This is a genomic window from Streptomyces sp. NPDC054872, from assembly GCF_053610705.1.
In genome coordinates this window covers 20,583-40,399 of sequence record NZ_JBSGYY010000004.1, presented here as the reverse complement: position 1 = coordinate 40,399, position 19,817 = coordinate 20,583, and the positions used below count along the sequence as shown (strand labels likewise).

Annotated in this window: 21 protein-coding genes; 9 read left to right on the top strand and 12 right to left on the bottom strand. The window is 71.0% G+C overall.

Annotated elements, in window-relative coordinates:
• Positions 1-92: 92 nt before the first annotated feature.
• Both ACWGIH_RS06025 and ACWGIH_RS06020 read right to left on the bottom strand, forming a co-directional pair.
• Positions 93-968 carry a PHP domain-containing protein gene (locus tag ACWGIH_RS06025; RefSeq protein WP_453444067.1) on the bottom strand — a complete coding sequence of 292 codons (876 nt, stop codon included), beginning with the start codon at positions 966-968 and terminating at the stop codon, positions 93-95.
• 281 nt (positions 969-1,249) lie between these two features.
• The gene (locus ACWGIH_RS06020; protein ID WP_365820266.1) at positions 1,250-1,891 is read right to left on the bottom strand and encodes a DUF6758 family protein; all 642 of its coding nucleotides are present in this window, start codon (positions 1,889-1,891) and stop codon (positions 1,250-1,252) included.
• 161 nt (positions 1,892-2,052) lie between these two features.
• On the opposite strand from ACWGIH_RS06020, the gene ACWGIH_RS06015 reads away from it, so the two are divergent.
• Positions 2,053-3,306 (top strand): MFS transporter, encoded by a 1,254-nt coding sequence (locus ACWGIH_RS06015; RefSeq protein ID WP_453444065.1) that lies wholly within the window; start codon positions 2,053-2,055, stop codon positions 3,304-3,306.
• A gap of 18 nt (positions 3,307-3,324) precedes the next feature.
• Here ACWGIH_RS06015 and ACWGIH_RS06010 read toward each other — a convergent pair whose 3' ends face one another.
• The gene (locus tag ACWGIH_RS06010; RefSeq protein ID WP_453444063.1) at positions 3,325-3,909 is read right to left on the bottom strand and encodes a suppressor of fused domain protein; all 585 of its coding nucleotides are present in this window, start codon (positions 3,907-3,909) and stop codon (positions 3,325-3,327) included.
• 471 nt (positions 3,910-4,380) lie between these two features.
• Between ACWGIH_RS06010 and ACWGIH_RS06005 the strand changes: the two genes are divergently transcribed.
• Entirely contained in the window at positions 4,381-5,502 is a 1,122-nt protein-coding gene (locus tag ACWGIH_RS06005) for a magnesium and cobalt transport protein CorA (RefSeq protein ID WP_453444061.1), read from the top strand.
• A 34-nt stretch (positions 5,503-5,536) separates the two neighbouring features.
• A complete protein-coding gene (locus ACWGIH_RS06000) occupies positions 5,537-6,049 on the top strand; it encodes a hypothetical protein (protein ID WP_453444059.1) in 513 nt (170 codons plus the stop codon).
• Between the two features lie 20 nt (positions 6,050-6,069).
• Here the strand turns inward: ACWGIH_RS06000 and ACWGIH_RS05995 are convergent, their stop codons facing one another.
• A complete protein-coding gene (locus tag ACWGIH_RS05995) occupies positions 6,070-6,789 on the bottom strand; it encodes a hypothetical protein (RefSeq protein ID WP_453444288.1) in 720 nt (239 codons plus the stop codon).
• A 250-nt stretch (positions 6,790-7,039) separates the two neighbouring features.
• On the opposite strand from ACWGIH_RS05995, the gene ACWGIH_RS05990 reads away from it, so the two are divergent.
• Genes ACWGIH_RS05990 through ACWGIH_RS05980 form a run of 3 tightly spaced genes read left to right on the top strand, consistent with a single transcriptional unit; the run spans position 7,040 to position 10,054 of the window.
• Positions 7,040-8,314 (top strand): magnesium transporter MgtE N-terminal domain-containing protein, encoded by a 1,275-nt coding sequence (locus ACWGIH_RS05990; protein ID WP_453444057.1) that lies wholly within the window; start codon positions 7,040-7,042, stop codon positions 8,312-8,314.
• Complete coding sequence (locus ACWGIH_RS05985) at positions 8,301-8,876, top strand: DUF1003 domain-containing protein (RefSeq protein WP_451206559.1); 576 nt, start codon at positions 8,301-8,303, stop codon at positions 8,874-8,876. Before ACWGIH_RS05990 ends, ACWGIH_RS05985 begins: the two co-directional genes overlap by 14 nt.
• 44 nt (positions 8,877-8,920) lie before the next feature.
• Positions 8,921-10,054 (top strand): Mrp/NBP35 family ATP-binding protein, encoded by a 1,134-nt coding sequence (locus tag ACWGIH_RS05980; RefSeq protein ID WP_190082089.1) that lies wholly within the window; start codon positions 8,921-8,923, stop codon positions 10,052-10,054.
• Between the two features lie 102 nt (positions 10,055-10,156).
• Here the strand turns inward: ACWGIH_RS05980 and ACWGIH_RS05975 are convergent, their stop codons facing one another.
• The 5 genes from ACWGIH_RS05975 to sigE all read right to left on the bottom strand — a co-directional run bounded on the left by ACWGIH_RS05975 (position 10,157) and on the right by sigE (position 15,592).
• Positions 10,157-10,831, bottom strand: a complete 675-nt coding sequence (locus tag ACWGIH_RS05975; protein WP_453452146.1) for a hypothetical protein — start codon at positions 10,829-10,831, stop codon at positions 10,157-10,159.
• A gap of 186 nt (positions 10,832-11,017) precedes the next feature.
• Positions 11,018-11,509: a sec-independent translocase gene (locus tag ACWGIH_RS05970; RefSeq protein WP_453452147.1), complete on the bottom strand. Its 492-nt coding sequence runs from the start codon at positions 11,507-11,509 to the stop codon at positions 11,018-11,020.
• An 82-nt stretch (positions 11,510-11,591) separates the two neighbouring features.
• Positions 11,592-13,691 (bottom strand): trypsin-like peptidase domain-containing protein, encoded by a 2,100-nt coding sequence (locus tag ACWGIH_RS05965; RefSeq protein WP_453452148.1) that lies wholly within the window; start codon positions 13,689-13,691, stop codon positions 11,592-11,594.
• A gap of 126 nt (positions 13,692-13,817) precedes the next feature.
• Entirely contained in the window at positions 13,818-14,828 is a 1,011-nt protein-coding gene (locus tag ACWGIH_RS05960) for an anti-sigma factor family protein (RefSeq protein WP_453452149.1), read from the bottom strand.
• Positions 14,825-15,592, bottom strand: coding sequence for an RNA polymerase sigma factor SigE (gene sigE, locus ACWGIH_RS05955; protein WP_363308023.1), 768 nt, complete (start codon positions 15,590-15,592; stop codon positions 14,825-14,827). The genes ACWGIH_RS05960 and sigE overlap by 4 nt, the downstream gene beginning before the upstream one ends.
• Positions 15,593-15,745: 153 nt before the next feature.
• On the opposite strand from sigE, the gene ACWGIH_RS05950 reads away from it, so the two are divergent.
• Entirely contained in the window at positions 15,746-16,444 is a 699-nt protein-coding gene (locus ACWGIH_RS05950; protein WP_453452168.1) for an O-methyltransferase, read from the top strand.
• A gap of 88 nt (positions 16,445-16,532) precedes the next feature.
• Here ACWGIH_RS05950 and ACWGIH_RS05945 read toward each other — a convergent pair whose 3' ends face one another.
• Positions 16,533-16,700 (bottom strand): DUF3117 domain-containing protein, encoded by a 168-nt coding sequence (locus tag ACWGIH_RS05945; protein WP_003966491.1) that lies wholly within the window; start codon positions 16,698-16,700, stop codon positions 16,533-16,535.
• 320 nt (positions 16,701-17,020) lie between these two features.
• On the opposite strand from ACWGIH_RS05945, the gene chcB reads away from it, so the two are divergent.
• On the top strand, positions 17,021-17,821 hold the full coding sequence (gene chcB / locus ACWGIH_RS05940) for a 2-cyclohexenylcarbonyl CoA isomerase (RefSeq protein WP_453452150.1): 801 nt from the start codon (positions 17,021-17,023) through the stop codon (positions 17,819-17,821).
• Between the two features lie 6 nt (positions 17,822-17,827).
• Here the strand turns inward: chcB and ACWGIH_RS05935 are convergent, their stop codons facing one another.
• Both ACWGIH_RS05935 and ACWGIH_RS05930 read right to left on the bottom strand, forming a co-directional pair.
• Positions 17,828-18,418, bottom strand: a complete 591-nt coding sequence (locus ACWGIH_RS05935) for a DNA-3-methyladenine glycosylase I (RefSeq protein ID WP_453452151.1) — start codon at positions 18,416-18,418, stop codon at positions 17,828-17,830.
• Positions 18,415-18,819: a DivIVA domain-containing protein gene (locus tag ACWGIH_RS05930; protein ID WP_453452152.1), complete on the bottom strand. Its 405-nt coding sequence runs from the start codon at positions 18,817-18,819 to the stop codon at positions 18,415-18,417. The genes ACWGIH_RS05935 and ACWGIH_RS05930 overlap by 4 nt, the downstream gene beginning before the upstream one ends.
• A 124-nt stretch (positions 18,820-18,943) precedes the next feature.
• Here ACWGIH_RS05930 and folP point away from each other — a divergent pair, with 124 nt between their 5' ends.
• Positions 18,944-19,804, top strand: coding sequence for a dihydropteroate synthase (gene folP / locus ACWGIH_RS05925; protein WP_365820236.1), 861 nt, complete (start codon positions 18,944-18,946; stop codon positions 19,802-19,804).
• The last annotated feature ends 13 nt before the right edge of the window (positions 19,805-19,817 follow it).

Sequence of the window (19,817 nt, the reverse complement as noted above, 5' to 3'; positions counted from 1 at the left end):
GCCTTGCAGAGAAGTGAGCGTACGAAAACGCCGCACGGGCGCGGCGGAATGGGAGGAAGTGAGGGTGCGGGTGTGGCGGAGGGGGGGTGGCGCTACGCGCCGGCGCGTCCGCCCGCGCCCGGCACCGGGAACGCCCCGGTCGCGCGCCGCGTGATCTCCCCGTAGATCTCGGGGTCGGTGGTGAACTCCCCGAGCACGCAGGTCTTGCGGCTGCCGTGGTAGTCGCTCGACCCGGTGGCCAGCAGGCCGAGGTCCGCGGCGAGGCCGTGCAGCCGGGTGCGGGTGGCCGGGTCGTGGTCCATGTGGTCGGCCTCGACGCCGTCGAGTCCGGCGGCGGCCAGCGCCGCTATCGCGGCCTCCGGCACCACCTGGCCACGCTTGACGGCCGCCGGGTGCGCGAAGACGGTGACGCCGCCCGCGGCCTTGACCAGGCGGATCGCGTCGAAGGGGTCCAGTTCGTGCTTCTCGGCGTACGCACGGCCACCGTCGGCGAGCCAGTCCTCAGTGAATGCGTCCGAGACGGTGGGCACGACGCCCAGCTCCACCAGGGCCTCGGCGATGTGCGGGCGGCCGACCGAGCCGTCGCCCGCGATGCGCGCGACCTGCTCCCAGGTGACCGGGACGCCGAGCTCCCGGAGCTTGCCGATCATCGCCTTCGCGCGGGGCACCCGGTCGTCGCGCACGAGCTCACGCTCACGGGCGAGCTCCGGCTCGTCGGGGTCGAAGAGGTAGGCCAGCATGTGCAGACCCACACCGTCGAGGCGGCACGAGAGTTCGGCGCCGGTGACGAGAGTGAGGCCCCGGTCGAGCCCTTCCAGGGCCGTGACGGCCTCCGCGTAACCGCGGGTGGTGTCGTGGTCCGTGAGGGCGACGACATCGAGTCCGGCGGCGGCTGCGTTGCGCACCAGCTGCGCCGGGGTGTCCGTGCCGTCGGAGGCGGTGGAGTGGGTGTGCAGGTCGATGCGCACGACGCGGACTCCAGGCTCTGACGGGGCGGGGCGGACCGGTCCACGAAGGACGGTCGCAAGGGGGACGCTCAAGGATAACGGGACTCGAACGCTCCACCGCCCGCCCCAGAGGAGACCCCTCTCACTGACCGACCCACCGCCCCGGAGAAGCCCGCCTCACTGACCGGCCCGCCGCCCTGGTAAAGCCCGCCTCACCGACCAGTCCGCCGCCCCGAAGAAGCCCCCCTCACCGCCCGGCCACCCGCACCGGCCACCCACCCCCCGCCACACACATCAGCACCTCACGGCATCAAGATCCGCGGCGAAAGCGCCCCGCACGGCAGCAGGTCCACCTCCGCGCCCGCGTCACGCAGGTCGGTGAGGACCAGCTCGTCGTACATCAGGAGTCCCGACTGCTCGGGCCACGCGATCGCCCACAGCCACAGGCCGCGCGCCTCGCCCGCGAAGACCGCGCGGTCGTCCGGCGTGCCCGCCACGTGCCACATCGGGGTCGGGCGGCCCGCCGCGAGCAGCTTGGCCTGCGGCGGCTTCTCGACGTTCAGATAGGGACCGGGGTCCGGGCCGTCGACTCCGGCGTACCGCGCGCCGAGACCGACGCCGAGTTCCTCGGCGACCAGGACCAGCTCGCCCATGCCGCCGAGCGGCGCGGGCCCCGAGCAGGCCACCGCGGTGGCACGGCCGCCGCTGCGGTCGTCGCCCGCGCAGGCCACGCCCGTGAACAGCCAGCCGACCGGCAGCGGCCACGGCATCCAGACCGGCACCTGCGCGCGGTGCACCACGACCTGGAGCGCCTCGACGCTCGGCGGGATCACAGGTTGCAGCGGATGCACCGTCCCGTGCACATCGCACTGCCAGGAGTCGGCAAAGAGGCCGGGAGCCCTGACCCGGCCACCACACTTCGGGCAACTGGGTTCGCCCCTCATAGCGACCAACGGTCCTCCCCGGTCGTCGCCCCGTCAAGGACGATCACCCGTCCGGTGGCCCTGCCACCAGGCGAAACTAGATGTAGCTTGCATCTTTTAGCTTGGCTAACTAATATGTGTATACGTCAACGATCTCGAAGGAAGCCGCTAAAGGAGCAGGCATGAACAGCAGCACAGGAGGTCCCTCCGGAGGGGACCCGTTCGACGAGGGAGCGACCAGCCTTCTGCGTCAGCCGAAGGCTGTCTGGGCCACCGCCGGCGCGTCCGTCGTCGCCTTCATGGGCATCGGGCTCGTCGACCCGATCCTCCCCTCCATCGCCAAGGGCCTGGACGCCTCCGCCAGTCAGGTCTCCCTGCTCTTCACCTCGTACTTCCTGATCACCGCCGTCGCGATGCTGGTGACCGGGTTCGTCTCCAGCCGGATCGGCGGCAAGAAGACCCTGCTGCTCGGCCTCGCGCTCGTCGTGGTCTTCGCGGGCCTCGCCGGCACCTCGGGATCGGTCGGCGAGCTGGTCGGGTTCCGCGCGGGATGGGGCCTTGGCAACGCGCTCTTCGTGTCGACGGCGCTCGCGGTCATCGTCGGCGCGGCGGCCGGCGGCAGCGCCGCGGCGATCCTGCTGTACGAGTCGGCGCTCGGTCTGGGCATGGCGTGCGGGCCGCTGCTCGGCGCGGTGCTCGGCAACGCGAGCTGGCGCTACCCGTTCTTCGGCACGGCCGTCCTGATGGCGGTCGGCTTCCTGTGCATCACGGCGTTCCTGAAGGAGCAGCCGAGGCCCGCGCAGAAGACCTCACTGCTCGCGCCGATCAAGGCCCTCGGTCACGGCGGGCTCGCGTCGGCCGCCGCCTCCGCGTTCTTCTACAACTACACGTTCTTCACGGTCCTGGCCTTCACGCCGTTCGTCCTGAACATGACCCCGTACAAGTCGGGGGCGATCTTCTTCGCCTGGGGCCTGCTGCTCGCCGTCTTCTCGGTGCTCGTGGCCCCGCGGCTGCAGGCGAGGTTCGGCTCGCTGAAGGTGCTCGGCGGTTCACTGGTGCTGCTCGCGGCGGACGTGCTGGTGCTCGGGTACGGCAACCACGCCACGGCCATCGTCTGCACGATCCTGTCCGGCGCCTTCATCGGCGTGAACAACACCGTCTACACCGAGCTCGCGCTCGGCGTCTCGGACGCGCCGCGCCCGGTGGCCAGCGCCGGTTACAACTTCGTCCGGTGGTTCGCGGCAGCCGCCGCCCCGTTCTTCGCCCCGAAGATCGAGGAGTGGAGCGACATCCACATCCCCTTCGTGGTCGCGGCCGTCACGGCGGTGCTCGGCGCGGTCGTGGTCTGGGTCCGCAAGGACTCCCTGGCGCACGAGGCCGAGGAGCTCGAACCGAAGCACGCGGCGGAGGACGGCGTCACCGTCTTCGCCAACTGAGGACCCGCGTACGGGACTTCAGTCCAGGGCCACGGACTTGCGCAGCGGATCGCGCAGGTCCGTCCCGCTGTTGAGCCAGCGCTCCTGAAGGGCTTGCGCGCCGTGCACGCGCTTCCACGCGCCCTCGTTCGGCGTCATGGGCAGCAGCGGCAGGAACCGTACGGGATCCATCGGTTCGTCAAGGTCCAGGTCCTCCACCAGGCCGCCGGGCTCCGCGACGAGCACCGACGTGAACTGCGCGCCGGGCCACAGTGGTTCACCCACGTCGAGCGAGGCGCCGGGAGCCACGATCAGGCCCTCGACCTGGGGCGAGGCTGCCAGCACGGCGAGGGGGCGCAGCACCTTGTCCGTGTCGGCGGCCCCGCCTCGTACCGTGAGGACCAGCTCCGCGCGCGGGCCCTTGACCGGGTCGGCCAGCGCGGCGGTGGGGTCGGCCATCGGCTGGGCCGACATGCCGAGGGTGGCGTATCTGACCAGGTCCCCGTCCGTGAAACGCAGCACTTCGACGCGGTCGGTGCCGAGGAAGGTCACCGCGGCGCGGGCGTCCGGTTCACCGAGGCCAGTGCGGAGACGGGCCTCGACCAGAGCAAGAACATCAGCCATGACGCGAGCATAGAACTCGTCAGTGGCGGGTAAAGACGGGGCTTGACACTTCAGTCGGCTGATAGTGTTGGCCGCTGGTTCCGGGCAGCACGCAGAGCGCGCTTTCAAGCCCGGGCAGATGACTTGGCGCGCTACGCGCTTGGGACTTCCCCTACGGGGGACCGGCCGGAGGAGGTGGGGCTGCCATGGATCGAAGTCGACCGTGCAGTACCACCCGTTCTTCCGTCTGACACCTCACGCAGCCCTGTAGCTGCCACCGTGCGTCTGTACTCCCCGTGCTTGCGTGCGACGGAAGAGCACTTCGTTTCCACCTGATCTCTCTGAGTTCTCTGATCTGAGTCAGTAGCGAAGCTGCCACCGCGATGGTGCGGTGCTCCCCGCTTTGTGGACGTGCCAAACATCCTCAGCAGGACGTCCCCATTCCGGGTAGTTCCACCTGTCGCCGGCGGCCTCCGTCAAAGGAGCCTGCCCATGTCGATGATCCGTGACCTTCGCGCCGCCGTACGTCCCTCGCTCCGCAAGGACGGCAGCGCCTACAGCTCGTACGACACCACCCGTGACCCCACCGCCGCCTCCGCCGTCGTCGACTGCGCCGTCTACCGCGACGGCCGTCGCGCGGCCTGCGACGACACGCTCACGCCGCACGAGGCGATGCTCCAGGTGCGCCGCGAGGGCGGCTTCGCCTGGATCGGTCTGCACGAGCCGACGGAGGAGGAATTCTCCGGTATCGCCGCCGAGTTCGGGCTGCACCCGCTGGCCGTCGAGGACGCGGTGCACGCACACCAGCGGCCCAAGCTGGAGCGGTACGACGACACGCTCTTCACCGTCTTCAAGACCATCCACTACGTGGAGCACGCCGAACTCACCGCCACCAGCGAGATCGTGGAGACCGGCGAGGTGATGTGCTTCACCGGGCGGGACTTCTTCATCACGGTGCGGCACGGCGGCCACGGCTCGCTGCGCGGCCTGCGGCGCCGGCTCCAGGAGGAGCCCGAGCTCCTCGCCAAGGGGCCGTCCGCCGTCCTGCACACCATCGCCGACCACGTCGTCGACGGTTATCTCGCGGTGGCCGACGCCATGCAGGACGACATCGACGAGGTCGAGACCGAGGTGTTCTCCGCCCCGAGCAAGGGCAAGGGCTCCGCGCGCGGTGTCGACGCCGGGCGGATCTACCAGCTCAAGCGGGAGGTCCTGGAGTTCAAGCGGGCCGTCTCGCCGCTGCTTCGGCCCATGCTGCTGCTGAGCGAGCGCCCGATGCGCCTGGTCGACCCGGACATCCAGAAGTACTTCCGTGACGTCGCCGACCACTTGGCTCGCGTCCAGGAGCAGGTCGTCGGCTTCGACGAACTGCTCAACTCGATCCTCCAGGCCAACCTCGCGCAGGCCGCGGTCGCGCAGAACGAGGACATGCGCAAGATCACCTCCTGGGCGGCGATCATCGCCGTGCCGACGGCGGTCTGCGGGGTCTACGGCATGAACTTCGACCACATGCCGGAACTGCACTGGCGGTTCGGCTACCCGATGGTGCTCGGTCTCATCGCCGGAGCCTGCTACACCATCCACCGCACCCTGAAGCGCAACGGCTGGCTCTAGGCGTACGGTGCGGGCGGCTCGATAGGCTGCGCGCATGACAGACACGCTGCTCGCCCAGGCCCTCGTCGAGGAGGCCACCAAGAAGTCCGGCCTCATCTGGGTGCGCGGCGAAGGCCCTGCCCGTGCGCTGTGGCACGTGTGGCACGAGGGCGCGGCGTACCTCATCGGCGACGGCCCCGGCGAGCAGCCGCTGCCGGGCCTCGTCGACGGCGGCACCGCCGAAGTGACCGTACGCAGCAAGGACAAGGGCGGTCGGCTCATCGCCTGGACGGCGGCGGTGACCGAGCTCGCGCCGCGCTCCGAGGCGTGGGAGGCGGCCGTCGCCGAGCTCAAGGGCAAGCGCCTGAACGCGCCTGACGGCGAGCGGATGCCGCAGCGTTGGGCGGACGAGTGCCGGGTCGTGCGGCTCACCCCGCGGGATGCGATCACCGACCTGCCCGACGGCTCACTCGCGGCCCCGCCGCTGCCGACCGGGGCGACGACCCGCGAGCCGGTGCCCGAGGCGCTGCCCCGGCTGTTGTTCAAGCGGAAGAAGCGGCGGGGCTGACCGGACCTCGAACCGGTCGGCTACGAGTCGGGCAACTGCTCGCCGTAGTCCACCATCTCGTCCTTGGCCGGCTCCTCCAGGGTGAAGTCCCTGCCCCAGTCGCTGAGCCGGAGCGTGCCCGCGTCGCCCGCGCGCTGCAGGCGCAGCGGGTAGGGCTTGCCCTTGAGGGAGACGTCCAGGGTGCCGCCCGCGCCCTTGTCGCCGGTGATCTTGATGCTGGGGTTGCCCGACGTCGTGCCGCGCTCACCGGTGGCGAGTTCGCCGTGCAGGGTGAGCATGCCCTCAAGGAGGAGGTCCTTGTCGGTGAAGCCGCTGAGCTGCTGGTAGGACGCGTCTTCCTCGGGGACCTTCACGTACTTGCCGTCGAGCTTCGCCGCGGCGTCCTCGTCGGCCTTGCCGGGCTTCTCGCCGCCCTTGGCGTCCTCGTGGGTCCAGAAGGCGGAGTCGGCCATCAGGTAGAGCTGCTTGCCGACGCGCAGCAGCTGGAAGGTCTCGCCCTTCGAGGTGACCGAGCCGCTGCCGCCCTCGTCCTTGAGCCGCATGTCGAGCTTGTACGTGTGGCCCTTGCTGACCAGCGTGCCCGAGAGCCGCACGGCGGGTGCCGCGTCGGCCGCCGCGCGGGTCTTGCCCTGGATCTTCGCGGCGGAGAGTTTGCCGATGCCGTTCGTGCCCGCGTCCGGATCCTCTTCGCTGCTGCACCCGGTCAGACCGGTGATCCCCAGGACGAGACCCGCGCACATCGCGCTCACGAGTGCCGTCTTGCGGGTACGGCGGACCGGGGGAATCGCTGACACAGGGGGCGCTGCCTCTCGTGGGGACGACGGCTACGGCTACGGCAGTACGGCAGCGTACCCGTGCTGACTAGGTAGATTGTCGCCAGTGCGGCCGGACGCCCCACCGGGGCGTATCCGACCGGGACGGGCTAGCCTGAAGCCCGCATTGACTGACAGAACGGCATGAAAAGGTCACGAGCAGAGGAGGGGGCGTGCGATGGCGGCTAGCGCCTCCCGGGTCTTCGTGTCACATCTGGCCGGTACCGCCGTCTTCGACCCGAACGGCGACCAGGTGGGCCGGGTGCGCGACCTGGTCGCGATGCTGCGGGTGAACCGCAGGCCGCCCCGGCTGCTCGGTCTCGTCGTCGAGCTGTCCACGCGGCGCCGCATCTTCCTGCCCATGACCCGGGTGACGGGCATCGAGTCGGGCCAGGTCATCACGACCGGCGTACTGAACGTGCGGCGCTTCGAGCAGCGGCCCACCGAGCGGCTCGTGCTCGGCGAGATGCTCGACCGGCGGGTCAGGCTCGTCGAGTCGGACGAGGAGGTCACCGTCCTCGACGTGGCGGTGCAGCAGCTGCCGGCCCGTCGCGACTGGGAGATCGACCGGGTCTTCGTGCGCAAGGGGAAGGGCGGCACCTTCCGGCGCAAGGGCGAGACGCTGACCGTCGAGTGGTCGGCCGTCGACGGCTTCTCGCTCGAGGAGCACGGTCAGGGTGCCGAGAGTCTGCTCGCCACCTTCGAACAGCTGCGCCCCGCCGACCTCGCCAACGTCCTGCACCACTTGACGCCGAAACGGCGTGCGGAGGTCGCCACCGCCCTCGACGACGACCGGCTCGCCGATGTCCTCGAAGAGCTCCCCGAGGACGACCAGATCGAGATCCTCGGCAAGCTCAAGGAGGAGCGCGCCGCCGACGTCCTGGAGGCCATGGACCCGGACGACGCCGCCGACCTGCTCGCCGAACTCCCCGAGGAGGACAAGGAACGGCTGCTCACGCTGATGCAGCCGGACGACGCCGCCGACGTACGGCGCCTGATGGCGTACGAGGAGCGCACCGCGGGCGGTCTGATGACGACCGAGCCGATCGTGCTCCGGCCGGACGCCACGGTCGCCGACGCCCTCGCGCGGGTGCGCCAGCAGGACCTGTCCCCCGCCCTCGCCGCGCAGGTCTACGTGTGCCGCCCGCCCGACGAGACGCCGACCGGCAAGTACCTGGGTACCGTGCACTTCCAGCGGCTCCTGCGCGATCCGCCGTACACGCTGGTCAGCTCGATCCTCGACGACGACCTGCAGACACTGGCGCCGGAGACCGCGCTGCCCCAGGTCGCCGGGTTCTTCGCCACGTACGACATGGTGGCGGCCCCCGTCGTCGACGAGGGCGGCTCGCTGCTCGGCGCCGTCACCGTCGACGACGTGCTCGACCACATGCTGCCGGACGACTGGCGCGAGACGGAATTCCACCAGGAGGAGGCTCCTCATGCCGCCGGCTGACCGGGAGCGGGACAACCGCGCCGAGCAGCGGACCGCTCCCCGCTTCCGGCTCGACCAGCCGCGGCCGCCGCGCCGCAAGTTCCTGCCGGAGTACGACCCCGAGGCGTTCGGGCGCCTCTCGGAGCGGATCGCGCGGTTCCTGGGCACGGGGCGCTTCATCGTCTGGATGACGGTCACGATCATCGTCTGGGTGGCCTGGAACGTCTGGGCTCCCGAGGTGCTGCGCTTCGACCCGTTCCCCTTCCTGTTCCTGACCCTCGCGCTCTCCCTCCAGGCCTCGTACGCGGCGCCCCTGATCCTGCTGGCGCAGAACCGGCAGGACGACCGGGACCGGGTCAACCTCGAACAGGACCGCAAACAGAACGAGCGGTCCATCGCGGACACCGAGTATCTGAGCCGCGAGATCGCCTCGCTGCGCATGGGCCTCGGCGAGGTGGCCACCCGCGACTGGATCCGCAGCGAACTCCAGGACCTGGTCAAGGAGCTGGAGGAGCAGCGCAGGGGCCACCGCGTCGTATTCCCGGCCGAGGAGAGCGGCGGGCGTGACGTAGGCGACCGTTGACGGCTCTTTCCGGGGCGGGGTTACCGCGCCGTACTATCGGTCTTATGGCTACGGAAGACGCGGTGCGTGAAGCACTGGCGACGGTGAACGACCCCGAGATCCATCGACCCATCACCGAATTGGGGATGGTCAAATCGGTAGACATCTCCCCTGACGGGGTGGTGGCGGTCACCGTGTACCTCACGGTCTCCGGGTGCCCGATGCGCGAGACCATCACGAAGAACGTGACCGACGCGGTCGCCGCCGTCGAAGGCGTCACGCGCGTCGACGTCACGCTCGACGTGATGAGCGACGAGCAGCGCAAGGAGCTGGCGAGCGCGCTGCGCGGCGGCACCGCCGAGCGCGAGGTCCCCTTCGCCAAGCCCGGCTCCCTGACCCGTGTCTACGCCGTCGCGTCCGGCAAGGGCGGCGTCGGCAAGTCCTCGGTGACGGTGAACCTGGCGGCCGCGATGGCGGCGGACGGCCTGAAGGTCGGCGTCGTGGACGCGGACATCTACGGCCACTCCGTGCCCCGGATGCTGGGCGCGGACGGCAAGCCCACCCAGGTCGAGGACATGATCATGCCGCCGTCGGCGAACGGCGTGAAGGTCATCTCGATCGGCATGTTCACGCCGGGCAACGCCCCGGTCGTGTGGCGTGGCCCGATGCTCCACCGTGCCCTCCAGCAGTTCCTCGCGGACGTCTTCTGGGGCGACCTGGACGTCCTGCTCCTCGACCTGCCCCCGGGCACCGGCGACATCGCGATCTCCGTCGCCCAGCTGGTCCCGAACGCCGAGATCCTCGTCGTGACGACGCCCCAGCAGGCGGCGGCCGAGGTCGCCGAGCGCGCGGGCTCCATCGCGGTGCAGACCCACCAGAAGATCGTCGGCGTCGTCGAGAACATGGCGGGGCTGCCCTGCCCGCACTGCGGCGAGATGGTCGACGTCTTCGGCACGGGCGGCGGCCAGCGTGTCGCCGAGGGCCTCACGAAGACGACGGGCGCCAACGTCCCGGTCCTCGGCTCCATCCCGATCGACGTCCGCCTGCGCGAGGGCGGCGACGAGGGCAAGCCGGTCGTCCTGACGGACCCGGACTCCCCGGCCGGCTCGGCGCTGCGCACGATCGCTGGCAAGCTGGGCGGCCGTCAGCGCGGCCTCGCGGGCATGACGCTGGGGATCACCCCGCGCAACAAGTTCTGAGGCCTTCCCGGGCTTCTGCCGTACGCCGATGGGGGCGCCGCTCGTCATGAGCGGCGCCCCCATCGGCGTATGTGTGCGGCGGCCCGACCGGCCGGCCGCGTCCTAACCGGCCGCGTAGTCGTGGATGTCCTTGACCACGGAGAAGCCCAGGCCGTACGCGCTCATGCCACGACCGTAGGCACCCAGGTGGACGCCTTCCTCCGTGGACCCGGCGAGCACCCAGCCGAACTCGGACTCGCGGTAGTGGAACGAGGTCGGCACCCCGTCCACCGGGAGCGAGAGCGTCGACCAGTCCTCACCCTGCAGGTCGTCGGCCAGGACCCAGGCCGTCTCGGTCTGCTGGTCCAGCCAGTCGTCGCGCAGGCTGTGGTCCATCTGGCTGGGCCAGGTGAAGGACAGCAGACCCACTCCGGCGAGCCAGGCCGCGGACGACACCGACGTCGCCTCGAGCAGGCCCGTGCCGTCCGGGCTGCGCCGCACCGGGTTGGCCGCGACGGTCACCACGGCCGCGAAGCGCTCCTTTTCGTTGTTGCCGAAGGGTCCGTCACTCCGTACCGACGGCTCATCGCCGTGCCCGATGGAGCCGTGCTCCACCGTGCCGTCCGCGGCGGTGCCGACCTGCATCAGCCAGCGCTCGCCCGTGAAGGCCTCGTCGAGGCCGTACCAGGGGAAGGGCGCCAGCAGATAGCTGTCGACCGTGCGCCGGGCGGAGGGCATCGCCTGTGCGGTGCCGTCCGCGGCCGGCGCCTGTGCGCCTACGCGACTTGTCGTCTCCATGTACCCGGCCGCCTCCTCGTTCTCATCGGTCCGCAGGGCCCGCCCCCCTCGGGCGTCCTCAGCCGGACAACAAGGCAGGATAGCCACACCCGTTCCGGAAGCTGGGACACCGGTCGGCGGTCGGGTGACTCGAAAGGCATGCCGATGGGCGTGCTCAGGGGCTCGCCGGGGGCGCCGCGGAGGAGGTCAGGTGGCGTCCGCGTCGTACGGCGGATGGTCGGCGGGCGCGGCCTTCTCGGGCTTCTCGGCCATGTCGACACGGTCGCCACGGCCGTCCTTCTTGGCCATGTCGACGCGGCCGCCGCCCGCGTCGGACGCGCTGTCCGTGCCGGTCGCGCCGTCGGAGGATTCACTCTCCCGCCCGTGCACGGCGTCCGTGACCTCGGCCATCTCCTTCTTCAGGTCGAAGCCGTTCCGGATTTCCTTCAGGCCGAGCTCGTCGTTGTCGAGCTGCTTGCGGATGAAGGTCTTCGGATTCAGGTCCTCGAACTCGAAGTCCTTGAATTCCGGGCCGAGTTCACTGCGGATGTCCGCCTTGGCGCTGTCCGAGAATTCACGGATCTTACGAATGGTCCGCGAGGCGTCCTGAATGAGCTTGGGCAGCTTGTCCGGGCCGAAAACGAGCACGGCGAGGATGATCAGCGCCACTACCTCGAGCGGGCCAATGTCTGAGAACACCTTGAGCTCCTTGCCATCCGGACCGGGTCCACGGTACCCGGCGTTCCTGTCCGTCCGGTAGCCGCTGGGCGACAGACGTGGATCAGTTCCCGTCCGACCCGCCGAGCACCAGTGTCACTTTCCGGTCCTTTCCCGCTCGCTGGACGGTCAGCTCGAGGCGGTCCTTGGGCCGGTGGGCGCGGATCTTGACGATGAGTTCGTCGCCGGAGTGGATGCGCCGGCCGTCGACTTCGGTGATGACGTCGCCGGGTTTGATCCCGGCGCGGTCGCCCGGACCCCCCTCGTTCACGGCGGGGCCGCCGTCCTTGCCCTTCTCGCCGACGCGGGCGCCGTCGCCCGTGTACTCCATGTCGAGCGTGACACCGATTACAGGGTGCGTGGCCTTGCCGGTGTTGATCAGCTCTTCGGCGACGCGCTTGCCCTGGTTGATGGGGATGGCGAAGCCGAGGCCGATGGAACCCGCCTGGCCGCCGCCGGGGGCCGAGCTGTCGTCGGCGGAACGGATGGCGCTGTTGATGCCGATGACCCGGGCTTCGGAGTCGACCAGCGGGCCGCCGGAGTTTCCGGGGTTGATGGGTGCGTCGGTCTGGAGCGCGTCGACGTAACTGACGTCGCTGCCGTCGCCCTTCTCGCCACCGGCGGTGATGGGGCGCTCCTTGGCGCTGATGATGCCGGAGGTGACGGTGTTGGCCAGGTCGAAGGGGGCTCCTATGGCGACTACCGGGTCGCCCACCTGCACGTTCTCGGAGTTGCCGAGGGGCAGCGGCTTCAGTCCGCGTACGCCGGAGACCTTGACCACGGCGAGGTCGTAACCGGCGTCGCGGCCGATGACCTCCGCCTTGGCGGTCTCTCCGCCGCTGAACGTCACCGATATCTCGCCGCCCGTCCCCGCGGGCTCGACCACGTGGTTGTTGGTGAGGATGTGGCCCTTGCCGTCAAGGACGAAGCCGGTGCCGGTGCCTTGCGCCTCGTCGCCGCTGACGTGCAGCGTCACGACGCCGGGCAGCGAGCTCGCCGCGATCCCGGCGACGCTGTCCTTGGCGCGGGCCTTGTCCTGCGAATCCGCCTGCGGCAGCTCGATGTCCGAGACGCCGGCGTTCCGCTCGACGTAGGCCCCGATGGCTCCGCCGATCCCGCCGGCCACGAGGGTGATGACGGTGACCCCGACCAGAATGAGCCGCCGCGCCTGCTTCTTCTGCTTAGCCTCATCCACAGGCACGGCTCCGCTCTGCTGGAGGGGCGCGTTCCACGGGTCATAGGGCTGCCGGGGCGGGACGACGGCTTGGGGCTGGGGCTGGGCTTGCGGCTGTGGCTGCGGGGCGACTCCGTGGGCGGGGGCCGGAGCCGGGCCGGGAGTGCCGTGGGGCGGGGTTCCGCCGTGCTGCGCCGCCGGGAGCTGCGTGCCGTGGGCGGGGGTCGCCGCAGGGTGCTGTACGGGCGGGGCGGGGGCCCAGGGACCGGGCTCACCGTAGGGCGGCGTGCTGTACGGATCGGGGTCGTGCAGCGGGCGGGGCCGATCGCCGGGAACACCCGGGCCAGTGGCCGCATCGTGCGCACCCAGGGCACCGTAACCAGGCTCCGCCCCGGGCAGGGTGGCCGCAGCGGGGGCCCCTTCGGCGGGGTAGCCGGAAGGCGAAGCGCCCCCGGCCAGATCACCAGGGGTGGCGCCTGCCGGGGCACCAGTGGCCGTGGCGGATTGAGTGGGAACCCCCGGGGCAGTCGCGGCCGGGGTCGCGGCACCGGAGCCGGGCAGCGTGGCCGGGGCTCCCTCGGCGGGGTAGCTCGGAGCCGCAGCGTTCCTGGCCAGGTCATCAGGGGTGACGCCTGCCGACGAACCCGTGGCCGTGGCGGCCTGGGCGGGAACCCCCGGGGCGATCGCGGCCGGGGGCACGGCACCGGAGCCGGGCAGCGTGGCCGCAGCCGGGGCTCCCTCGGCGGGGTAGCCGGAAGGCGGAGCGCCCCCGGCCAGGTCACCAGGGGCGGCGCCTGCCGACGCCTCAACGGCGGGCGGGGCAGTCGCGGTGTCGGGCGGTGTCGCCGCGGCCAGGGTGAAGTCGCCCGAGGCGTCCTCCGCTCGGCCCGTGGCGCCCGTCCCCTCGTCGGGAGGCCCCGTTCCGTCCGGCGTGGAGGCCGGCCTGGGGCGGCTCCACCACTTCGCCTTTGTGGGCTTGCCCTCGTCCATGCTCTCCCCACACCTGGCCTACGGCGGACGCCGATCACGTGCTCATCTCCGCGCCCGCCACAAGCCTCGGGCAGGCACGGCCCACCCAGGATTCAACCAGGTTCCCGCGCCGAAGCGCAGAGCACGTCAGCGTATCTGCGAAGAGCCCTGCAGCCTGGCCTCGGTGGGCGAGGCCGCCGCGGTGCCCGCGGGGAACGTGCTGCCCTGTACGACGGGAGGGACCGGACGGATCAGCGGGGACATGATCGCCGCGCCGGTCAGCATCGGCGCCGCGACCTGCTGCCCCGCGTACACCGGCTCGGGCTGCTGGACACGAGGGCCCCGCGCGGGCACGCCGGGCAGCAGGGGCCCGGTCGCCTGCGTGGGCGCGACCGGCGCCGCGAGGACCCCGGGGCGCTGGCCCTGCACCGACAGCGGTCCGCTGCCACGGCGGCGCACCGAATCGGGAGCCACGGTGACCCCCGAGCCCGGCGAACGCATCGGCGACGCGCTGCTCTTGCTGTTGCCCGAGGTGTTGCTGCCGGAGCTGTTGCTCGTGCCCGAGCCCGCGCGCGGGTCACCCGGGTCGGCGGGTATGCCCGTCGTGACGCCGCCCAGCGCTATCGCGGCCAGCGACACCGCACCCGCGGCGGCGAAGGCGAACCGGCGCCCGCGCCACAGCGACCGCTCGGCCTCGGCACGCCCGACGTCACGGCGGTCGACGTCATGGATGCGGAAGCCGCGCCCCGAAGTCGGCAGCACCGCGGCATGGCTGCCCGACGGTGCGTAGCCGAAGGTCTCGGGCCGCACGCCGAAGACTCCGCTCGGCGGCAGCCCTGACTCGCTGTCCGCGGTGGCGAAGCCGCCGCTTCCAGGGGGTCTTGGGCCGGAAGGGGGCTCGCTGCCACCGCCGGGAAGGCCTTGGAGCCGGGCGAGGAAACTCTCGGAGGGAGGCGGCGGCGCCGCCTCGGCGAAGACGCTCTTGAGCCGGCGCTGCGCGTCGGCCTCGGTCTTGCACTTCGGACAGGTCGCGAGATGAGCGAGAACCCGCTCACGCGCGTCATGGCCCAACTCACCGTCCACCAGGGCGGCGAGTCGGTCCCCCAGATGCTGCTCGGCCAGATGCCGCTCGGCAGGATTCGACCGTGATCCACTCACGCGGTCGCGCCCCCTCCTCCCAGCGCCACGGCTCCTGCGAGCGAGCGGCGCTCGGCGCGGGCTTCGGGCGACCGGTGCTGTAGGGCCTTGCGGAGCTGCGAACGGCCACGGTGGATACGGCTGCGGACCGTGCCCAGCTTGACGCCGAGCGTCGCGGCGATCTCCTCGTACGAGAGGCCTTCGATGTCGCACAGGACCACTGCCGCACGGAACTCGGGCGCGAGGGTGTCGAGGGCCTGCTGGACGTCCGCGTCGAAGTGCGTGTCGTTGAAGACCTGCTGCGGCGACGGCTCACGGCTGGGGAGGCGCTCGGCCGCGTCGTCCCCGAGGGCGTCGAAACGGATGCGCTGCTTGCGGCGCACCATGTCCAGGAAGAGATTCGTGGTGATGCGGTGCAGCCAGCCCTCGAACGTGCCGGGGGTGTAGGTCGACAGGGACCGGAAGACACGGACGAAGACCTCTTGCGTGAGGTCCTCGGCGTCGTGCTGATTGCCGGTCAGGCGATAGGCGAGGCGATAGACGCGTCCGCTGTGCGTGCTGACGATCTCCTCCCAGGTGGGCGGAGTCCACGCCTGCGATTCCGCATCAGCGGCAAAGGTCGCGGTCTGAGCGGAGTGGGCGGTGTGGAATCGGTCAGCGGTGTCGGTCACGGATTTCGGCTCACCCGCCAATCCGAGAAAGCGCCTCAGCGCTCCTCCCCGATCCGCGGACGCAGCCGCACCTCCCCTGTCGGCTCTGGTGGTGTCCAGTGGAGCCCCTACCATAACCACCTCGCCCGTTAGCTCCGGATAAGCGTTTTTACTGGAATTTGGTACGGGCTTCCTGCCAGGTGTCCTGCCTGGTCGCAGGGCCCGCAGCCAGTCTTGATCCATTCGTTACCCCCGGCGTCCGCCTACCCCTACTAAACGCCCGGTCCCATCTGCGGGTTCCCACCCCCAACGGATACAGTCACGGCCAGGCACCCACGGGGACAGGAGAGGGCCATTACCGGCAACCGGCAGACGAGCTGGGCGTTCGCCGACGCCTTTGTCGCCGAGGACGAGGCCACACGCTGGGCCCGTGACCGGGCCGAGGACGCGGGCCTGCCCTCGGTGTCTCCCGGTACCGGCGCCGCACTGCGCCTGCTCGCCGCCACGGCGGACGCCAAGGCCGTCGCCGAGATCGGGACGGGCACGGGCGTGTCCGGGCTCCACCTGCTGCACGGAATGCGGCCCGACGGCGTGCTGACCACCGTCGACCCCGAGCCCGAGCGCCAGCAGTTCGCCCGGGAGGCCTTCCGCGCCGCCGGGTTCGCCGGCAACCGCGCCCGCTTCATCCCGGGCCGCGCACTCGACGTACTCCCGCGCCTCGCGGACGGCGGCTACGACCTCGTGTTCTGCGACGGTGACCGCACGGAGTACCTGGACTACCTCGCTGAATCGTTGCGCCTGTTGCGCCCCGGCGGGCTCGTCTGCTTCGAGGGCGCCTTCTCCGACGGCCGGACGGTGGACTCCGGCCCGCAGCCCGCCGAGGTGCTGCGCATCCGCGAGCTCCTGCGCACCGTGCGCGAGAGCCAGGACCTGATGCCGGCCCTGCTCCCGGTGGGCGACGGCCTTCTCTGCGCCGTGAAGCGCTAGTTCCCGCACTCTCCGAAGCCCGGACATAGCACTGCCCCGGCATGTCGTGACGATGCCGGGGCAGTGAAAAAGTGTGGGCGCTTCCGCGTCAGCCGACGACCTTCTTCAGGGCGTCGCCGAGTGCATCGGCCTCGTCCGGAGTCAGTTCGACGACAAGTCGTCCGCCGCCTTCGAGCGGAACGCGCATGACGATGCCCCGCCCCTCCTTGGTCACCTCGAGCGGGCCGTCGCCCGTCCGCGGCTTCATGGCCGCCATGCTCGTTCCCCTTCCTGAAACCAGCTCATCGCAGCCGACAACCCAGGTGTCACCGGCATCGAACACATTGCTTCCAGGCCATTATCCCGCATGGCAGGACCCGATGACCAACATCGGTCTGCATCGCTTGCGCAACGCGCGCCCGCAAAACCACTCAATTCGGCGATGTGGCTGCGATACTTCGCCGCCCCTCACGCCTCCATGGCCAGGAATTCTTTGACGCAGGTCACATATCTCCCCTCATGTCGGAGCCCGATGATCTCCGTCATGCTGGGCTCGGACAAAGATGACCGGCGCAGGACCACTGGAGGGGATTCACCATGGCCGACACCGTGCTCTACGAGGTGAGCGACGGGCTCGCGACCATCACGCTCAACCGCCCCGAGGCGATGAACGCGATGAACATCGAGGCCAAGGTCGCCCTGCGCGAGGCGGTGCAGTCGGCCGGGTCGGACCCCGCGGTCCGTGCCGTACTGCTCACCGCGACGGGGCGCGCCTTCTGTGTGGGGCAGGACCTGAAAGAACACGTCGGTTCCCTCATGGCGGACCGCGCGGCGGGCACCGGACAGACGATGAGCACGGTGCGGGAGCACTACAACCCCGTCCTGCGCGCGCTGACCGGGATGGCCAAGCCGGTCGTCGCCGGGGTCAACGGCGTCGCGGCGGGCGCGGGTCTCGGCTTCGCACTCGCCGCCGACTACCGGATCGTCGCGGACACCGCGCGCTTCAACACGTCCTTCGCCGGGGTCGCGCTGACCGCCGACTCGGGCGTCTCCTGGACGCTGCAGCGTGTGATCGGGCCCGGCCGCGCGAGCGACCTGCTGCTGTTCCCGCGCAACATCGGCGCGCAGGAGGCGTACGACCTGGGCATCGCCAACAGGGTCGTCCCCGAGGCCGAGTTGGCGGCCGAGGCCGAGAAGCTGGCCCGCACCCTGGCCGAGGGCCCCACCCTCGCCTACGGGGCCCTCAAGGAGTCGCTCGCCTACGCGGCGGGCCACACCCTGGACGAGGCCCTGGAGAAGGAGGACGAGCTGCAGACGAAGGCGGGCGCGTCCGAGGACCACGCGATCGCCGTCCAGGCGTTCCTGGACAAGGCGAAGCCGAAGTACCTGGGCCGCTAGGCCGCTCTAGTGGGCCTGGGGGACGCGGATCACGCAGTCCTCCAGGTGGTCGTTCACCAGGCCGCAGGCCTGCATCAGGGCGTACGCCGTGGTGGGGCCGACGAATCGGATGCCGCGCTTCTTCAGGGCCTTGGACAGGGCCGTGGACTCGGGCGTGATCGCCGGTACGTCGGCCAGCGCGCCCGGAGCCTTGCGGGTCGCCGGGTCCGGCGCGTGCGACCAGATGAGCTCGTCGAGCTCTCCCTCGGACCAGCCGGCGAGCACGCGCGCGTTGGCGAGGGTCGCGTCGACCTTGGCGCGGTTGCGGATGATGCCGGGGTCGGCGAGGAGCCGCTCCCGGTCGACGTCCGTGAACCGCGCGACCTCGGCGATCTCGAAGTTCGCGAAGGCGGCACGGAAGCCCTCGCGGCGGCGCAGGATCGTGATCCAGGAGAGGCCCGACTGGAAGGCCTCCAGGCAGAGCCGCTCGTACAGCGCGTCGTCCCCGCGGACCGGGCGGCCCCATTCCTCGTCGTGGTACGCCACGTAGTCCTCGGTCGAGAGGCCCCAGGGGCAGCGCAGTCTGCCGTCCGGGCCCGCCACCGCGTCGCCGCTCACCGTCCGTGCTCCTCTTCGGCCGCGTCCTTCGGGGCCGTCTGGTCCTCGGGCATGGCCGGGGCGTGCGTCTTGAGGAGGCCGGGGCCGCCGACCGCGGTCGCCTGGGCGCCCGCGAGGGCCGCCTCCAGCTCCGCGATGTGGGCGTCACGCTCGGCGAGTTCGGCGGCGAGGCGGCCGAGCGCGTCGTCCACGTCCGCCATGCGGTAGCCCCGCACGGTCAGCGGGAAGCGCAGTGCCTCCACGTCCGCGCGGCGCAGGGCGCGGTCCGGCGGCAGCGGGTCGGTGAACCGCTCGGCCGGCACGTCGGGCAGCACGGCGCGCTCCCCGCCGCCCACCACGGCCAGGGTCACCGCGCCGACCACCACGACGAGGGCGATGACCAGGAACAAGAACAAGACCATCTCTTCAGGCCCCCACGCTCGACTGCCGTGCTGAAACTGTCAGGCTCTGATCGTGCCATGCCCCTGTGACAGTTAAGGTCGCAGGCGGCCGGACCACGGCACCGACGAAGGAGGCTCACAGGGGATGCTCAGGCTTGGCAGGCGTGAATTCGACGCGCACGAGCCGGTGATCATGGCGATCGTGAACCGGACCCCTGACTCCTTCTACGACCAGGGCGCCACGTTCCGTGACGAGCCCGCGCTCGCCCGCGTGGAGCAGGCTGTGTCGGAGGGCGCCGCCATCATCGACATCGGCGGGGTCAAGGCCGGTCCGGGCGAGGAGGTGACGGCCGAGGAGGAGGCGCGCCGGACGGTCGGTTTCGTCGCCGACGTGCGCAAGCGGTTCCCCGATGTCGTCATCAGCGTCGACACCTGGCGGCATGAGGTCGGCGAGGCCGTCTGCGAGGCGGGCGCGGACCTCCTGAACGACGCGTGGGGCGGGGTCGACCCCCGGCTGGCGGAGGTGGCCGCCCGGTACGGCGTGGGTCTGGTGTGCACGCACGCGGGTGGCGCCGAGCCGCGGACCCGTCCCCACCGGCTGGCGTACGACGACGTCATGGCCGACATCCTCTCGGTCACCCTCGGCCTCGCCGAGCGCGCGGTCGCGCTCGGGGTCCCGCGTGAATCCGTGATGATCGATCCCGGGCACGACTTCGGGAAGAACACGCGGCATTCGCTGGAGGCGACGCGGCGGCTCGGGGAGATGGTCGACACCGGGTGGCCCGTCCTGGTGTCCCTGTCCAACAAGGACTTCGTCGGCGAGACGCTCGACAAGCCGGTCAAGGAGCGTGTGCTCGGGACGCTGGCCACGACCGCCGTGTCGGCCTGGCTGGGGGCGCAGGTGTACCGGGTGCACGAGGTCGCCGAGACGCGGCAGGTCCTGGACATGGTCGCCACCATCGCCGGGCACCGGGACCCGGCCGTGGCCCGCCGGGGGCTTGCGTAGCGGAGCGGGCGGG

Coding starts and splice junctions, on each gene's coding strand:
- sigE (WP_363308023.1), bottom strand. CDS start 15,592: ATGGTAGGGGCTCCACTGGACACCACCAGAGCCGACAGGGGAGGTGCG.
- ACWGIH_RS06005 (WP_453444061.1), top strand. CDS start 4,381: ATGTCGATGATCCGTGACCTTCGCGCCGCCGTACGTCCCTCGCTCCGC.
- folP (WP_365820236.1), top strand. CDS start 18,944: ATGCTCAGGCTTGGCAGGCGTGAATTCGACGCGCACGAGCCGGTGATC.
- ACWGIH_RS06000 (WP_453444059.1), top strand. CDS start 5,537: ATGACAGACACGCTGCTCGCCCAGGCCCTCGTCGAGGAGGCCACCAAG.
- ACWGIH_RS06020 (WP_365820266.1), bottom strand. CDS start 1,891: ATGAGGGGCGAACCCAGTTGCCCGAAGTGTGGTGGCCGGGTCAGGGCT.
- ACWGIH_RS05990 (WP_453444057.1), top strand. CDS start 7,040: ATGGCGGCTAGCGCCTCCCGGGTCTTCGTGTCACATCTGGCCGGTACC.
- chcB (WP_453452150.1), top strand. CDS start 17,021: ATGGCCGACACCGTGCTCTACGAGGTGAGCGACGGGCTCGCGACCATC.
- ACWGIH_RS06010 (WP_453444063.1), bottom strand. CDS start 3,909: ATGGCTGATGTTCTTGCTCTGGTCGAGGCCCGTCTCCGCACTGGCCTC.
- ACWGIH_RS06015 (WP_453444065.1), top strand. CDS start 2,053: ATGAACAGCAGCACAGGAGGTCCCTCCGGAGGGGACCCGTTCGACGAG.
- ACWGIH_RS05945 (WP_003966491.1), bottom strand. CDS start 16,700: ATGGCGGCCATGAAGCCGCGGACGGGCGACGGCCCGCTCGAGGTGACC.
- ACWGIH_RS05965 (WP_453452148.1), bottom strand. CDS start 13,691: ATGGACGAGGGCAAGCCCACAAAGGCGAAGTGGTGGAGCCGCCCCAGG.
- ACWGIH_RS05995 (WP_453444288.1), bottom strand. CDS start 6,789: ATGTGCGCGGGTCTCGTCCTGGGGATCACCGGTCTGACCGGGTGCAGC.
- ACWGIH_RS05975 (WP_453452146.1), bottom strand. CDS start 10,831: ATGGAGACGACAAGTCGCGTAGGCGCACAGGCGCCGGCCGCGGACGGC.
- ACWGIH_RS05930 (WP_453452152.1), bottom strand. CDS start 18,819: ATGGTCTTGTTCTTGTTCCTGGTCATCGCCCTCGTCGTGGTGGTCGGC.
- ACWGIH_RS05985 (WP_451206559.1), top strand. CDS start 8,301: ATGCCGCCGGCTGACCGGGAGCGGGACAACCGCGCCGAGCAGCGGACC.
- ACWGIH_RS05980 (WP_190082089.1), top strand. CDS start 8,921: ATGGCTACGGAAGACGCGGTGCGTGAAGCACTGGCGACGGTGAACGAC.